13 protein-coding genes and 1 pseudogene are annotated in these 14,339 nt (G+C 70.0%); 3 read left to right on the plus strand and 11 right to left on the minus strand.

The window, feature by feature from the left end; genetic code table 11:
• Positions 1-105: 105 nt before the first annotated feature.
• On the minus strand, positions 106-1,092 hold the full coding sequence (locus tag OG972_RS08925) for a fibronectin type III domain-containing protein (RefSeq protein WP_266979884.1): 987 nt from the start codon (positions 1,090-1,092) through the stop codon (positions 106-108).
• Positions 1,093-1,260: 168 nt separating this feature from the next.
• Here OG972_RS08925 and OG972_RS08930 point away from each other — a divergent pair.
• Positions 1,261-1,843, plus strand: a pseudogene (locus OG972_RS08930) (TIGR03086 family metal-binding protein).
• A 142-nt stretch (positions 1,844-1,985) separates the two neighbouring features.
• Here the strand turns inward: OG972_RS08930 and OG972_RS08935 are convergent.
• Positions 1,986-4,121, minus strand: a complete 2,136-nt coding sequence (locus OG972_RS08935) for a hypothetical protein (RefSeq protein WP_266979886.1) — start codon at positions 4,119-4,121, stop codon at positions 1,986-1,988.
• A 37-nt stretch (positions 4,122-4,158) separates the two neighbouring features.
• Positions 4,159-4,842 (minus strand): alpha/beta fold hydrolase, encoded by a 684-nt coding sequence (locus OG972_RS08940; protein WP_266979888.1) that lies wholly within the window; start codon positions 4,840-4,842, stop codon positions 4,159-4,161.
• A gap of 135 nt (positions 4,843-4,977) precedes the next feature.
• Between OG972_RS08940 and OG972_RS08945 the strand changes: the two genes are divergently transcribed.
• Together OG972_RS08945 and OG972_RS08950 are read left to right on the plus strand one after the other, a co-directional pair.
• Positions 4,978-5,754 (plus strand): chitosanase, encoded by a 777-nt coding sequence (locus OG972_RS08945; RefSeq protein WP_266990356.1) that lies wholly within the window; start codon positions 4,978-4,980, stop codon positions 5,752-5,754.
• A gap of 362 nt (positions 5,755-6,116) precedes the next feature.
• The gene (locus OG972_RS08950; RefSeq protein ID WP_266979889.1) at positions 6,117-7,016 is read left to right on the plus strand and encodes a chitosanase; all 900 of its coding nucleotides are present in this window, start codon (positions 6,117-6,119) and stop codon (positions 7,014-7,016) included.
• A gap of 81 nt (positions 7,017-7,097) precedes the next feature.
• Here OG972_RS08950 and OG972_RS08955 read toward each other — a convergent pair whose 3' ends face one another.
• The 8 genes from OG972_RS08955 to OG972_RS08990 form a co-directional block, all read right to left on the minus strand.
• A complete protein-coding gene (locus OG972_RS08955) occupies positions 7,098-8,540 on the minus strand; it encodes a nucleobase:cation symporter-2 family protein (RefSeq protein WP_266979890.1) in 1,443 nt (480 codons plus the stop codon).
• A 232-nt stretch (positions 8,541-8,772) separates the two neighbouring features.
• Positions 8,773-10,161 (minus strand): 8-oxoguanine deaminase, encoded by a 1,389-nt coding sequence (locus OG972_RS08960; RefSeq protein ID WP_266979892.1) that lies wholly within the window; start codon positions 10,159-10,161, stop codon positions 8,773-8,775.
• Positions 10,162-10,206: 45 nt separating this feature from the next.
• Positions 10,207-11,601, minus strand: coding sequence for a nucleobase:cation symporter-2 family protein (locus OG972_RS08965; RefSeq protein ID WP_266979894.1), 1,395 nt, complete (start codon positions 11,599-11,601; stop codon positions 10,207-10,209).
• Positions 11,602-11,665: 64 nt separating this feature from the next.
• On the minus strand, positions 11,666-12,598 hold the full coding sequence (pucL, locus tag OG972_RS08970; RefSeq protein WP_266979895.1) for a factor-independent urate hydroxylase: 933 nt from the start codon (positions 12,596-12,598) through the stop codon (positions 11,666-11,668).
• Between the two features lie 5 nt (positions 12,599-12,603).
• Positions 12,604-12,993: a hydroxyisourate hydrolase gene (gene uraH, locus OG972_RS08975; protein WP_266979896.1), complete on the minus strand. Its 390-nt coding sequence runs from the start codon at positions 12,991-12,993 to the stop codon at positions 12,604-12,606.
• 5 nt (positions 12,994-12,998) lie between these two features.
• Complete coding sequence (gene uraD / locus OG972_RS08980; protein ID WP_266979897.1) at positions 12,999-13,508, minus strand: 2-oxo-4-hydroxy-4-carboxy-5-ureidoimidazoline decarboxylase; 510 nt, start codon at positions 13,506-13,508, stop codon at positions 12,999-13,001.
• A 164-nt stretch (positions 13,509-13,672) separates the two neighbouring features.
• Positions 13,673-14,050, minus strand: a complete 378-nt coding sequence (locus OG972_RS08985) for a helix-turn-helix domain-containing protein (protein ID WP_266979898.1) — start codon at positions 14,048-14,050, stop codon at positions 13,673-13,675.
• Positions 14,047-14,298, minus strand: a complete 252-nt coding sequence (locus tag OG972_RS08990) for a hypothetical protein (protein WP_037692010.1) — start codon at positions 14,296-14,298, stop codon at positions 14,047-14,049. The genes OG972_RS08985 and OG972_RS08990 overlap by 4 nt, the downstream gene beginning before the upstream one ends.
• Positions 14,299-14,339 lie beyond the last annotated feature (41 nt).

The following is a 14,339-nucleotide window of genomic DNA, read 5'->3' on the forward strand; positions in this document are numbered from 1 at the left end:
AAGGACGGAACCGACTGAAACTCCCATACGGCTCGAAAAGTGACTGCCGAGACGGCGGTTATATGCGCACTGGTCAGGAACGGTTTCCGGGATCAACAGCCCCTGTCAGCTGCCGAGGACGACGGTGCGCCGGGCGGAGAAGTCGCCCCACTTCCCGTCCGGGAGCTTGGCGCGGATCTTCATCGAGTACCGCGTGCCGCGCGGGTCGCCGACGGTCAGCCGGTAGCTCGCCCGCCCCTTGGGCGGCTTGCCGCCCCACACGATCGTGGTGGTCAGCCGGCCGTCGATGAAGAGCTGGTACGCGGGGATCTCGCCGCCGGTGTCCGGCTGCTTCCAGTCGAGGTCGATCACGTACTCCTTGCCCTGCACACGACTGTCGGTCCGCAGTTCGGTGGGAGCGGTATTCGCCGGGGCGGACGGGGTGGTGAGGTCGAGGTCGTTGCTGTCCGGCGAGGACGTGTCGGCGGCGTCGCGGGCCCGGACGGTGAAGGTGTAGACGGTCCCGGGGCGCAGCCCCGTGAGGTGGGCCGTGGTCTGCGTGCCGGGCACGCTGTGGATACGGGAGTCCTCCTGGTAGATGTCGTACGAGGTGACGCCCACGTCATCCGTCGAACCTCCCCAGGACAGGGTCGCCGAGCGTCCGCCGTCGGCCTTGCCGCGCAGCTCGGCCGGGCGGGTCGGCGGCCCGTGGTCGGCAGGCGTGGGGGCGGGGGTGGTGACGGCGACGGCCCTGCTCGCAGCGGAGAGGTTTCCGGCGGCGTCGCGGGCCCGGACGGTGAAGGTGTAGGCGGTCGAGGGAGTCAGTCCGTCGACGTCGATCATCTGCCGGGTCGCCGCGACAGACCTGACCTGCTTGCCCTTGCGGTAGACCTCGTAGCCGGTGATCGCCTTGTTGTCGGAGGACCGGTTCCACATGACGTGGACGGAGGTGGCGCTGCTCGCCTGCGCCGTCACCCCGCCGGGCGCGGTCGGTCTCTGCGTGTCGGCGGCGTCGGCGGTCCCGCCGCACGCGGTGAGCGTGGCGAGGAGCAGGGCGGCGGAGGTGGCCAACGCGGCGTGTGCGTGGGGGCGTTGCACGGTCTTGCCTTCCATCCGGCAGCAATGGTCTGGACCTATATGACACTGCTGGCGGGTCCACGACAAGAGGATGGGGCGGTACGTTCCGCATATGCCGGTGCGGGGCGTGGACTCCCCGCGCGAGGACCGATGACTTCCGGGCGCCGGAGCGGTCTGAAGAGTATGGATACCGAAAACAAGACGATGCCCACGGCCGATCTGGGACCTGCCGCACGCCAGATCGCCGCACTGCTCGACGGCATCGAGGAGAAACAGCTGACCGACCCCACCCCCTGCCCCGACTATGCGGTACGGGAGCTGCTCGCCCATCTGGTCGGGCTGAGCATGGCCTTCCGCGACGCGGCGCGGAAGGATCTCGGGCCGACGACCGACAGCTCACCCGGCCGCCGCACTGCCGGTCCTCGGCGACGACTGGCGCGAGGCACTGCCGCCCCTGCTGGACGAGCTGGTGACAGCCTGGCGCGACCCTGCCGCCCGGCAGGGGATGACCAGGGCGGGCGGTGTGGATCTGCCGGGCGAGGTGGCCGCGATGGTCGCACTGAACGAGCTGGTCGTCCACGGCTGGGACCTGGCCCGGTCCACCGGGCAGGCGTACGAGGCGGACGAGGCGAGCTTGCGGGTGTCGCTGGCCATGCTGACGCCCCGCGACGACATCCCGCGACCCGACATCTTCGGACCGCCGGTCCCCGTACCGTCCGACGCGCCCCTCGTCGACCGGGCAATCGCCATGAGCGGCCGGCGCCCGGACTGGCAGCCCGGGGGCTGACGTCTGCGCGGTGCGGCCGCCGCCGGAGGGGCGTGGCGGCACCCGCCCCACGACCGGCCGATACGGCGGGCCGTACCGGAGGCCCGCCGGTCCGTCCCGTCTCGGCGTTGCCCGCGGCGCGCAGGCGATCCCGCACGCGTGGTCAGTGCGGTCGCAGCGTACGCACCGCCTCGCGCGCCCGGTCGCGCAGTCGTTCGTCGGCCGGGGCGATGCCTGACTCCAGTCCTGACGCCGTCACCCGCAGGTCCCGTTCGGCGAGGGCGGTCAGCCGGTTCAGGTGGTCGTCGGTGAGGGCGGTCGGACCGAGGGCAACCAGGGCTTCGATGGCGGTGACGGGTTCGGCGTCCGCCTCTGCGGCGTCCAGGAGCAGGCCGGCCAGCCGAGGGGCGTCGAGGGACTCGGGTGCGATCGCGTGCAGGGCAAGTACCGCGGCCGGGGTCTGTTGCCGGTCCGTCAGCAGGCCCTCCAGCGCGGGGACCAGCGGGCGGGCCACCTCTCCGATGAGGGCCGCCGCTCGCGCGGCGCGGATGAACGTCCAGCGCATCCAGGCCGGTTCGACCTCCGCGAGCACCCCGGCGAGCACCGGCACCGCCTCCTCGGCGTCCCCCGTGATCCGCCACAGCGCGGCGGCGATCTCGACATCGCCGTCCAGCTGCGGGATGGTGCGGTTCGGCTCGGGGACACTGAGCGCGGACCGCAGGGCCGGCACCAGATCGGCTGCCTCCGGGCCCAGTTCGCCGGCAGTGCTCGCAGCCTCCCGCACGTCGTAGCCCCCCTCGGCGAGCCGTGCAGCCGTCGCTGCCAGCAGGGTGCCGGTGTCGCCGGTCAGCTCGCGCACCGCCCCGGCCGCCGCGAGCCTGCCCGCCTTCGGTCCGGAGCGGGCCGCGGTCGTCAGGAGCTTCGCCGCCTCCGCGCGGTGTTCCGGCGGGCAGACCGCCACCAGCGCCCTGGGGACGACCTTCGGGAACCGCGCCAGCGCGGACCGCAGTTCGGGCAGGGCCGAGGATGCCCGGCTCCCCCAGGCGGTGAGCAGGGCCGTGAGCCAGAACGGCTCATTGCCCTCGAGATCGTCCGCGACGAGGCGGACACGGATCGCGTCCAGCAGGTCGGGGTCGTACGGGAAGGAGAGGGCGGCTGCCCCTCGGACCGGGAAGCCGCATACGGCACCGAGCGCGCGCGGGCGCTGCCCCAGGTCGCGCGCAAGGAGCGGCGCGGCCTGCGCGGGGGCCACGGCGACAAGCGCTTCGAGGGCCCGGTCCGCCGGATCACCCTGCCCTGCTGCGAGTTGGGCCAGGACCGGGGCGGCCGCCGCTCCATGGACGCCCAGCTTCCGGAGGAGCGAGTACGCCGCGGGCACGGCAGCCGGGTCGGCCGTCAGCGCACACAGGGGTGCGGCCAGCCGGTCGGGCGCGCTGCGCGAGAGCTGACAGGCGGTCTCGGCCGCCCACAGCGCCTCGGCGCGGGCGTCGGGGTCGGAACGGCGCAGTGCCACGTCGAGCAGGCCGTAGGCCGCTTCGCGGTCCTCGGGCGTGTCACGGAGCAGCAGGGAATCGACGACATACTGCAGCGGTTCGTTGCGCTCCTGGTCGAGGCGGCTCCGGACCAGCCCGTCGGCCGGGAGGAGCATCAGCATCGCCTCGTGGTGGGCGGAGCCCCAGGGCCGGCCCGCGTCGACGCCGGCCAGCAGGGCCGCGATCCTCACCTCGCCCGGCTCGCCCGCACCCATGGCTTCGGTCGCCTCGGCAACGCTGCCTGCCGGGTCCAGATGGGCGATGGCGCCGAGAAGTTCGGCCCGGACAAGGGGGTCCGTCTCTTCCGCCCAGCGCCTCCGGAGCACCGGCAGCACCTGACCGGATGCCCCTGTCATGGCCCCGGTCCACGCGGCGGCCTGCCGCAACCCAGGATTCTCGTGGGCGATCCAGCCCAGGATCAACGGCAGTTGGGCGACGACGGCTGCCCGGCAGGCGGCTTCATCCGTCTCCCCCTGGTCCTCGCCGCCCTCCGCGATCCCGCCGAGCAGCACCAGCAGATCCTCCGTGCGGTGCCCGGCCTCCGCGAGCCGCGCCAGATACGGCACCGCGTGGGCCGTCGCCTCGTACACCGACCCCTGGTGCAGGATGCTGCCGTACAGCTCGGAGAGCGCCTCGGACGCCGCGCCCTCGTCGTCCCCGGCGAGCGCCCGCAGGCAGTCGGGCACATCGGCGGCGCTTCCGTACGCATGCTGCAGCTCGGCCCACGGCTGGGCGTCGACCTCGGCGAAGAACAGTGCAAGCTCCATGCGAACGATCTTGGCACCCGGCACTGACAATGGGGTTTCAGCTGGTGAAGAACTCTGTGATCTGGTGGGCGACCTGGTCGGCGTGGATCTCGTGGACCCGGTGGCCGCCGCCGAGCGTGATCAGCCGGCAGTCCGGGATCAGGGAGGCCATGTCGGCCAGCCGGCCCTGCGGCATGGTGCTCTCCGGGCCGCCGGCGATCATCAGCGTCGGCGCGACGATCTCGCCGAGACCCTCCGCCCACTGCGGGTCGGGGTCGGCGACCTGGGCCCGGATGGGCGCGACGACATTCCAGTCGTAGTCGACCGGCCCTTCGGGCTGCGCGGCGGGCCGCGGCTCGCTGGGGAACGGCGGCGGGGTCTCCACCAGCACCATGCGCTCCACCCGGTCCGCGTGCTCCTGGGCGAGCAGATGGGCGACGACGCCGCCCATGGAGTGGCCGACCAGACCGACGCGGTCGAGCTCGCACTCGTCGAGGAAGCCGAGGACATCGTCCCTCATCAGCTCGAAGGAGTACTCGTCGGGCCAGTCGCTCTCCCCGTGCCCGCGCAGGTCGAGGGCGTACACCCGCCATTCCTCGCCGAGCAGGCTCCCGACCGCTTCCCAGCTCGCGGCGGAACCGCCGAGGCCGTGCAGCAGGACGACGGGCGAGCCGAACGGGTCGCCCCAGGTCCGGTACGCCAGCCGGACGTCGCCGACATCCACAACAGACTGATCTTCCATACCCCTGACGCTACAGGCGAACGGACCAAGATCCCTCCCCGTGCCTGGCAGGCTGGAGAAGTGAAGGTCATTCCGCGTTCCCGGCTCGCCCCCGCCACGGCTCCGTTCATCGCTCTGGTCACGGTGGCCGCCCTGCTGGCGGGGTGTTCCGGGCGCTCGCCCGGGCGCTTTTCCGGCAATGGCTCCCCGGCGGCCGGGCTGGACGATCCGGCGAAGAAGGAGATCGCCATGCAGCTGGTCTCCAGCGCGGAGAACTCCACACTCGACTGGAAGGCGCAGTACAAGTACATCGAGGACATCGGCGACGGCCGCGGCTACACCGCGGGCATCATCGGCTTCTGCTCCGGCACCGGCGACATGCTGAGGGTCGTCGAGCGGTACGCGTCGGCGCGCCCCGGCAATCCGCTGGAACGGTTCCTGCCCGCTCTGCGCGCGGTGAAGGGCAGCGACTCGCACGACGGCCTCCGGCGCCCGTTCACCGACGCATGGGTGGAGGCGGCCGCCGACCCCGCGTTCCGATCGGCGCAGGACGCCGAACGGGACAGCTCGTACTTCGATCCGGCGGTCGAACAGGGAAAGGACGACGGTCTCGGCGCCCTGGGCCAGTTCATCTACTACGACGCCTATGTGATGCACGGGGCCGCCGACTCGGACGGCACGGTCGGCTTCCGTACGATGCGCCGCGAGGCTCTCGACGCCGCCGAACCGCCGTCCCGGGGCGGCGACGAGGTGACGTATCTGAACGCCTTCCTCGATGCCCGGGTCACCGCGATCCGCAAGGAACCCTCGCACTCCGACACCAGTCGCGTCGAGACGGCGCAGCGGGTCTTCGTACGCGAGGGCAGACTCCAGCTGGAAACACCGTTGGAGTGGAAGGTGTACGGCGACAGCTACCGTATCGACGGACCCTGAACCCGCGATCGGCGGTCTGCACGGTCGACGAAAACGGGGTCGAAGTCTCAACTGCCGTGTCCAGTAGGGGCATCGGGCCATGGGCGACCTGCAGGGTGGCCCCACGGGCGTATGGATCCACGTGGCCTACCCCGACTGCTGACAGCCATCGGCCAGAGGGTGTCCGCCCCTGATCCGCAGGCCGCCCCGTACCGCCCCGCACCGCGCGTCCGGCACGTGGTGCGGGGCCTTTCCGTAGCCGGAGCCGGACTCAACTCGCTTGCGCCGAACGAGTGCACGACTCTCACTCCACCACGACTCTCACTCCGCTCTGGTAGGAAAGCTTCCTAGCGGATCCGGAACGACGAACTCCCTTTGGAGGAATGGTGCCCGCTTCCCATAAGCACGCCGCACGTCATAAGCACGCCGCACGTCGCAACACTCGCCCCGTACGGCTCACGCTGGTCGCATTCGGGGTGACCCTCACGGCGACACCCGCCACCGCCCACGCCGGCGCCTCCACGCATCCAGCCGTGCGCCACGAGGTCTCCGCCACCCGGAAGGCGGCTGCCGCCACCGGGCTGGACAATCCGGCGAAGAAGGAGATCGCCATGCAGCTGGTCTCCAGCGCGGAGAACTCCACACTCGACTGGCAGGCGCAGTACAAGTACATCGAGGACATCGGCGACGGCCGCGGCTACACCGCGGGCATCATCGGCTTCTGCTCCGGCACGGGCGACATGCTCGACCTCGTCGAGCTGTACACCCGGCGCAAGCCGGGCAACGTCCTCGCGAAGTATCTGCCCGCTCTGCGGGAGGTGAACGGCACCGACTCGCACGACGGCCTCGACCCGGACTTCGCCGAGGACTGGGCGACCGCCGCGTCGGACCCGGCCTTCAAGCAGGCGCAGAACGACGAACGGGACCGGGCGTACTTCAACCCGGCGGTCGATCGGGGGAAGGCCGACGGCATCGGCACACTCGGCCAGTTCGAGTACTACGACGCCATCGTCACGCACGGCGACGGCAGCGACAGCACGAGCTTCAGCTCCATCCGCAAGCGCGCGCTCGCCAGGGCGAAGCCGCCGTCGCAGGGCGGCAACGAGGTGACCTACCTCAACGCCTTCCTGGACGCGCGGGTCTGGGCGCTGCAGCAGGAGGGGGCCCACTCGGACACCAGCCGGGTGGACACCGCCCAGCGGGTCTTCCTGAGGAAGGGAAATCTGAACCTGGATCCGCCGCCGGAGTGGAAGGTGTACGGCGACAGCTACCACATCGGCTGAGTCCCGCCCGGACCTGCCCGGAATACGTCTGTGGCGCGTACGGCTGGAGCCGTGCGCGCCACAGCGCCGTACCGGACACACTCAGTGCGCGCCCACCGGAGCCGTTGCCGGGACGGAGGGCTCCTCCTCGTTCCCCTCCTCCGGCTTCCTGCCCAGGTGGTTGAAGGCCAGGTTGAGGACGATCGCCACGACGCACCCGGTGGAGATCCCCGAGTCCAGCACGACGAGGAGGTCCTTCGGGAACGCGTGGTAGAACTCCGGCGCGGCGATCGGGATCAGGCCGATGCCGACGGCGGCCGCGACGATCAGCGCGTTCTCCCCCTTCTCCAGGGCGGCGGTGGCCAGCGTCTGGATGCCGCTCGCGGCGACCGAGCCGAAGAGCACGATGCCCGCACCGCCGAGCACCGGCAGTGGGACGAGCGCGATGACGGACGCGGCCACGGGGACCAGACCGAGCACGATCAGGATGACGCCACCCGCGGCGACGACGAACCGGCTGCGCACCTTGGTCATCGCGACCAGGCCGATGTTCTGCGCGAAGGCGCTGCACATGAAGCCGTTGAAGAGCGGGCTGACGGCGCTGCCGAGGGTGTCGGCGCGCAGACCGCCCTCGATGGTCCGCTCGTCCGCCGGCCGGCCGACGATCTTGCCGAGGGCCAGCATGTCGGCGGTGGACTCGGTCATGCAGACGAGCATCACGATGCACATCGAGACGATGGCGGCCATCTCGAACTGCGGTGCCCCGAAGTGGAACGGGGTCGGGAAGCCGATCAGGTCGGCATCCCTGATCGCGCCGAAGTCGGTGATGCCGACCGGGATCGCGATCAGGGTGCCGGCGACCAGACCGAGCAGGATCGCGATCTGCTGCAGGAAGCCGCGCAGCAGTTTGCGCAGGGCGAGGACGATGACCAGGGTGACGGCGGCCATGGAGATATTGGTCGTCGACCCGTAGCCGTCGGCCGTCGCGTTGCCGCCCTGGGACCAGTTGAAGGCGACCGGCAGCAACGAGACACCGATCAGGGTGATGACGGTCCCGGTGACGACGGGCGGGAAGAAGCGCACCAGCTTGCAGAAGTAGGGGGCGAGTACGAAGCCGAGGAGACTGGCGACGAGGATCGCACCGAAGATGACAGCGATGCCGTCGTGCCCGCGATCCTTGCCGATCGCGATCATCGGCGTCACCCCGGCGAACGAGACGCCGTTGACGAACGGCAGCCGGGCGCCGATGCGCCAGAAGCCGAGGGTCTGGAGCAGGGTGGCGATGCCCGCGGTGAAGAGGCTCGCCCCCATCAGGAAGGCGGTCTCCTTGGCGGTGAGTCCCACGGCGGGTCCCACGATCATGGGCGGTGCCACGACGCCCGCGTACATCGCGGCCACATGCTGCAGTCCGCTGGTGAACATCTTCAGTGGGGGGAGGGTCTCGTCGACCGGATGCTTGCCGTCGGCGACCTGCGGGTCGTCCGGTACGGGCTGCTGGTCGGGAACTGCGACTGCGTCGTTGTGAAACCTGGGCTGTGCTGCCACGGCGGTTCCTCCGGTCGGATACACGTCAAGGCGACGTGGGTGTCAGGGAGGTGGTGCAGGTGGTGCAGGTCGTGCAGCTGGTGCGGCAGCTTGGGTCACCGGTCCGGCGAACGCGCACTTCTGCGTGCGTGTTCGCCGGACCGGCTGCCGTGGACCCCGCTCGGGTCCACGGCGGCCGGCCGAGGGCCGTCCCCCTCCGGTCGGCCGTTCTGGGGGAGGTGCCCCGGAGCCGTCAGGCCCCGGCGGCGATCTGCGCGAGGCGGCGAGCCTCGTCGCGGGTGGCGCGGGCGATGGCGTCCTCGTCCACCGTGGTCAGGTGGTTGCCCTCGACGACCGTCTTCCCGTTGACGAGGGAGAGGGTGACGGGGGCGGCGGCGCCGAAGACGAGCGCGGTGACCGGGTCGGCGATGGAGGCGTGCGCGAGCGTGTCCAGCTTCCAGAGCACCAGGTCGGCGAGCTTGCCGACCTCCAGGGAGCCGATCTGGTCCGCGCGGCCGAGGACCTGGGCGCCGCCGTACGTTCCCAGGCGCAGGGCCTGACGGGCATTCAGTGCCTTTTCGCGGTGGGCGCCGAGGCGGTTGATGAGGAGGGCGTTGCGCAGCTCGGTGTGGAGTTCACCGGACTCGTTGGAGGCGGTGCCGTCGACACCGAGCCCGACGGGGACACCCGCGGCCAGCATGTCGGGGACCCGGGCGATGCCTGCCGCGAGGCGGGCGTTGGAGGACGGGCAGTGCGCGACGCCGGTGCCGGTGCGGGCGAACGCGGCGATGTCGGAGTCGTTCATATGGACGCAGTGGGCCATCCATACGTCGTCGCCGAGCCAGCCCGTCGACTCGAAGTAGTCGGTCGGGCCCATCCCGAACAGCTCGTGGCAGAACTTCTCCTCCTCCACGGTCTCCGAGCCGTGGGTGTGCATCCGGACCCCGCGGCGGCGGGCCAGCTCGGCTCCCTGGCGGAGCAGTTCGGTGGAGATGGAGAAGGGCGAGCAGGGTGCGACGGCGATCTGCGTCATGGAGTCGAAGGAGCCGTCGTGGTGCGCGTCGATGGTCGCCTCGGTGCCGGCGAGCGCACCGTCGAGCGTCTCGACGGCGAAGTCCGGCGGCAGCCCGCCTTCCTTCTGGCTGCGGTCCATGGAGCCGCGGGCGAGGGTGAACCGTACGCCCATGTCGCGGGCGGCTCCGATGATGGCGCCGGACAGGTCGCCGGAGCCCTGCGGATAGACGTAGTGGTGGTCCATGGCGGTGGTGACACCGCCGCGGACCATCATCGCGAGCGAGCCCTGCGCCGCGGCGCGGACCATCGGCTCGTCGATGCGCGCCCAGGTCGGGTAGAGGGCGACCAGCCAGTCGAAGAGGTTGTCGTCGGTGGCCAGGCCCCGGGTGATCCACTGGTAGAAGTGATGGTGGGTGTTGATCAGGCCGGGGGTGACGAGGTGCCCGGCGCCGTCGATGCGTCGCACGACGTTCTCCAGCCCCTCGGGGGCCCGGCCGGCGCCTACGTACTCGATGCGGTTGCCCGCGACGACGACATGGCCCGAGGCGTACTCGGTGTCGTCGGCGTCGACGGTCGCGATCGAACAGTTCTCGATGACGATGCGTTCCACACGATCAGGGGCTGCCATGGCGCTTCCTTCTTCTCTCTGTGATGAGGTGGGCACGGCAGGACCCTAGGAGGATTTGAGTGCCACAGCCGTGAGGCTGTGGGTGCCGAGATGGTGGAAGAACAGGTTGAGCAGGACCGCGACGAGCGCTCCCGCACTGATCCCGGAGCCCAGCACGGTCTGCGCCCAGGACGGAAATCCGGCGTAGAAGGCGGGCGCGGCGAGCGGGATGATGCCCGCGCCGAGCGCCACGGCGACCAGAATGATGTTGGAGCTGTCGTCGAGTCCGGCCTCGGAGAGCGTACGGATGCCGCTGACGGCGATCGAGCCGAACAGGACGATTCCGGCGCCACCGAGCACGGGCATCGGGACGAGGGAGACGACCGCGCCGAGGACGGGGAAGGCGCCCAGGACGATCAGTGCTCCGCCCGCCGCGGCGACGACGTAGCGGCTGCGTACCTTCGTCAGCGACACCACGCCGACGTTCTGCGCGAACGCGCTCGTCGGGAAGCCGCCGAAGACCGGGCCGAGCAGGGTGGCGATGCCGTCGGTGCGCAGGCCGCGGGTGATGGTCCGCCCGTCGGCGCGCCGGTCGCAGATCTCGCCGAGCGCCAGCATGCCGGCCGAGGACTCCGTCATCAGGACCAGCATGACGATGCAGAGGGACAGGATGGCGGCAGGCTTGAACTCGGGGGCACCGAAGGCGAAGGGTGTGGGCAGGGCCGCGAGCGGTGCGGACCTCAGCGCGGAGAAGTCGGCCAGCCCGAACAGGATCGCGGCGAGCGTTCCGATCAACAGGCCGAAGAGCAGGGCGACTTGTTTGACGAAGCCGCGCCCGAATCGCTGGATCAGCAGGATGACGGCAAGGGTGAAGGCGGCCAGCGCCAAGTATTTCATGGCGCCGAAGTCGGCGGCTTCCTTGTCACCGCCCTGCGCCCAGGAGGCCGGGACCGGCATCAGGGTGACGCCGATGAGGGTGATGACGACGCCGGTGACGAGCGGCGGGAAGAAGCGGAGCAGCCGCCCGAAGAACGGTCCGACGGCCAGACAGAAGGCTCCGGCGACGAGCACCGCCCCGTAGACCGCCGGGAGTTGGTGGCCGGGGGCGCTGGTCTCGGCGATGGCGAGCATCGGGGCGATGCCGGCGGAGGACGCGGCGTTGACGAACGGCAGCCGGTTTCCCGCGACGCCGCCGATGCCGAGCGTCTGCAGGAGGGTGGCGAGTCCGGCGATCAGCAGACTGGCCGCGATCAGCCGGGTCATTCCGGCCGGGTCCAGGCCGGCGGCCTGGCCGATGATGAACGGAGGGGTGACGACGCCCGCATACATGGCGGCGATGTGCTGGAGCGCGGCGGGGACGAGCCGCGAGGGGGAAAGCTTTTCGTCCACCGGATGGACTGAGTTCTCCGGTGGTGCGGTACAGGGGCCGTCTGCTGCCGGGCCCGTTGCAGGCTGTGCCATGGGGTTTCCCTCCGGGTCGGCCGGTCCCCGCCCGTCGGCGGGCAGGGACCGGCTCAGGGCCGCGTCAGAGGTTGGTCATGTCGACCGGGATCTGCGGCTCGATACCGTCCCGCAGCACGGTGGCCTCGATGAGTCCGTACGGGCGGTCGGCCGCAAAGTAGACAGCGCCGTCGGCGGTCTCGTTCTTGAGACCGAAGGGCTCCAGGTCCACCAGGAAGTGGTGGTTGTTCGGCAGGGAGAAGCGGATCTCGTCGATCTCGCTGCGGCTGTTGATCACCCTCGACCCCATCTGGTACAGGGTCTGCTGCAGCGAGAGGGAGTACGTCTCGGCGAAGGCCTGCAGGATGTGCTTCTTGGCCTGCTCGTACGACTTCTCCCAGTTGGGCATCCGGTCGTCGTCGCTGGTCCAGTTGTAGCGCCAGGCGGCAGCGACATCGGTGCACAGGATGCGGTCGTACGCCTCCTTGAGCGTCGTGTACTTGTCCTTGACGTAACCCCAGAACTCCGAGTTGGTGGTGTTCATGACCGTGAGGTCCTTGAGTCCCGAGATGATCTGCCAGTTCTCACCGTCGTAGGTGATCTGGGTGGTGCGAAGCTCCTGGCCCTTGCGGGCGAAGGAGTGGTTGACCTCGTCCGAGCCAATGAACTTGGAGTTGTTGTCCGAGGTGGCGATGCGCTCCCAGGAATACTCCTGGATACGGATGCGCGCCCGATGGATCGGCTCCTGCGACGTCACGAAGTGGCGGGCGAGGTGGATGCCGAACTGCTCGGCGGACTCGATGCCGTGCTCCTTGGCGAACGCGTACACCGTGTTCTTGGTGGTGTCGGTCGGCAGGACGTTGGCGTTGGAGCCGGAGTAGTGGACGTCGTCCATGTCGCCGGAGAGGGCGACCGAGACGTTCAGGTCCTTGATGTGGTGGGTGTCGCCATCCCGCGTGATCTTGACGACGCGGTTCTCTGCTTTGCCGTACTGGTTCTGGCCGAGAATCGTGGGCATGTCTGCTAGCTCCCTCGGTATACGGAGTAGCCGAACGGGTTGAGCAGCAGCGGTACGTGAAAGTGCTCGCCCGGTACGACGGCGAAGGTGATCGCCACTTCCGGGAAGAACGCACCGCTGTCCCTTACGCGGGGGGCGTCCTGCTGCGCCTCGGCTTGCTTGTTGAAGAAGTACGCCTCGGTCTCGAAGTCGAGACGTACATGGGTGGTGCCCTCCGGCAGCGCCGGCAGGTCCTTGCATCGCCCGTCCGCGTCGGTCGCGGAGCCGCCGAGCGTCACCCACGGCGCGTCGCTGCCACTGCGGGCGGCGAGCGTGACGGCGACGGCTGCGGCGGGGCGGCCGATGCTGGTGTCCAGGATGTGCGTGGACACCGATGCGGTGGTGTCGGTGCTCAAGACCGTCACTCTCCTTCGGTTACGAGGCGGGTCAGCCGGATGCGGTTGATCTTGCCCAGCTCGGTGCGCACGATCTCGCGCTCCTGCTCGGGCGAGTTCCCGATCCGGGACTTCACCGCGTCGCGCATCTGCTCTCCGGTGGCACCGGTGGCGCAGATCAGGAAGACATGTCCGAACCGCTCCTGGTAGGCCAGGTTCAGTTCGAGCATCTCGGCCTTGAGCTCCTCGGTGGCGTCGGCCATCCCCCGCTGTTCGCGGGAGGAGGTCGGGTCTCCCGGTGCCGGGCGGCCGATCGGGGGGTGACCGGCCATCGCGTCGGCCAGATCTTCGCGGGTCAGCTCGGCCATGACGGCATCACTGGTGGCGAGAAGGGCTTCTGTGGTGGTGTAGGGGCGCCGGGAGAGGATCGCTCTTCCCCATGCCGCACTGGCACACACCTCGTGCAACGCGGTGGTGGCCTCGTCGTCCGCCAGAGTATTGAACCGGGTGAGGCCCGGTGTGGAGCTCAGAGTCACGGGAGCCTCCGTGGCTTTTTTCGCTGTGCGTTGGTCGGGCTGCGGATAGCTAACGCCCTCCACAACACCACGTCAACACTTTGTTGAAATTCCGCGAACGTCAAAGGCCGTCGCCCGACGATCCGGGCGACGGCCTTCCGCATACTTCCGCGGTCTTCGCTCAACTACTCACCTTTGGCGGCATTTTCCCGATTCAGATAGTTGTAGACGGTGAAGCGGCTGACCCCCAGCGCCCCCGCCACCGTCTCCACACCGTGCCGCACCGAAAAGGCACCCCGTGCCTCCAGGGTCCGTACGACCGACTGTTTGGTCCTACGGTCCAGCTCGGCCAGTGGCATGCCGTGCCGCCGCTCCATGGCGGCCAGGATGTGGTCGAGCGAGTCCGAGAGCTGCGGCAGCCGTACGGCTATGACGTCCTCGCCCTCCCAGGCCAGCACCACGTCGTCGGTCCGGGCATCCCCGGGCCCGACCAGCTCGGCGCCCATGGCGTCGACGAGCGGCTTGACCGCGGTGACGAGGGGGTGGTCCGCGGGTTCGGTCACTTCGAGTCCTCCCCGATGACGTTGACCTGGAGCGATACCCGGGTGGCACCGGACTCCAGGGCCTTGCGCAGCAGGGAGTCCACCGCGGTGAGCACCGCGTCGGCGCCGCCCTCCGCCGTATTGCCGAAGGGGCCGACATCCACGGCGTCCAGCTCGGCCGTCTGGATCACCTCACGGGCCACCACCGCATGGGCGGGCGCCTCGTCGAGATCGAAGGGCTCGGTGGTGAACTCCACTCTCAAGCGCACTGTGCCTCCATCATGTGCTCGCCGCACCCGGGGGCCCGCGG

Origin of the sequence: Streptomyces sp. NBC_01669, from assembly GCF_026339735.1 — a bacterium.
Classification (GTDB): domain Bacteria; phylum Actinomycetota; class Actinomycetes; order Streptomycetales; family Streptomycetaceae; genus Streptomyces; species Streptomyces yanii.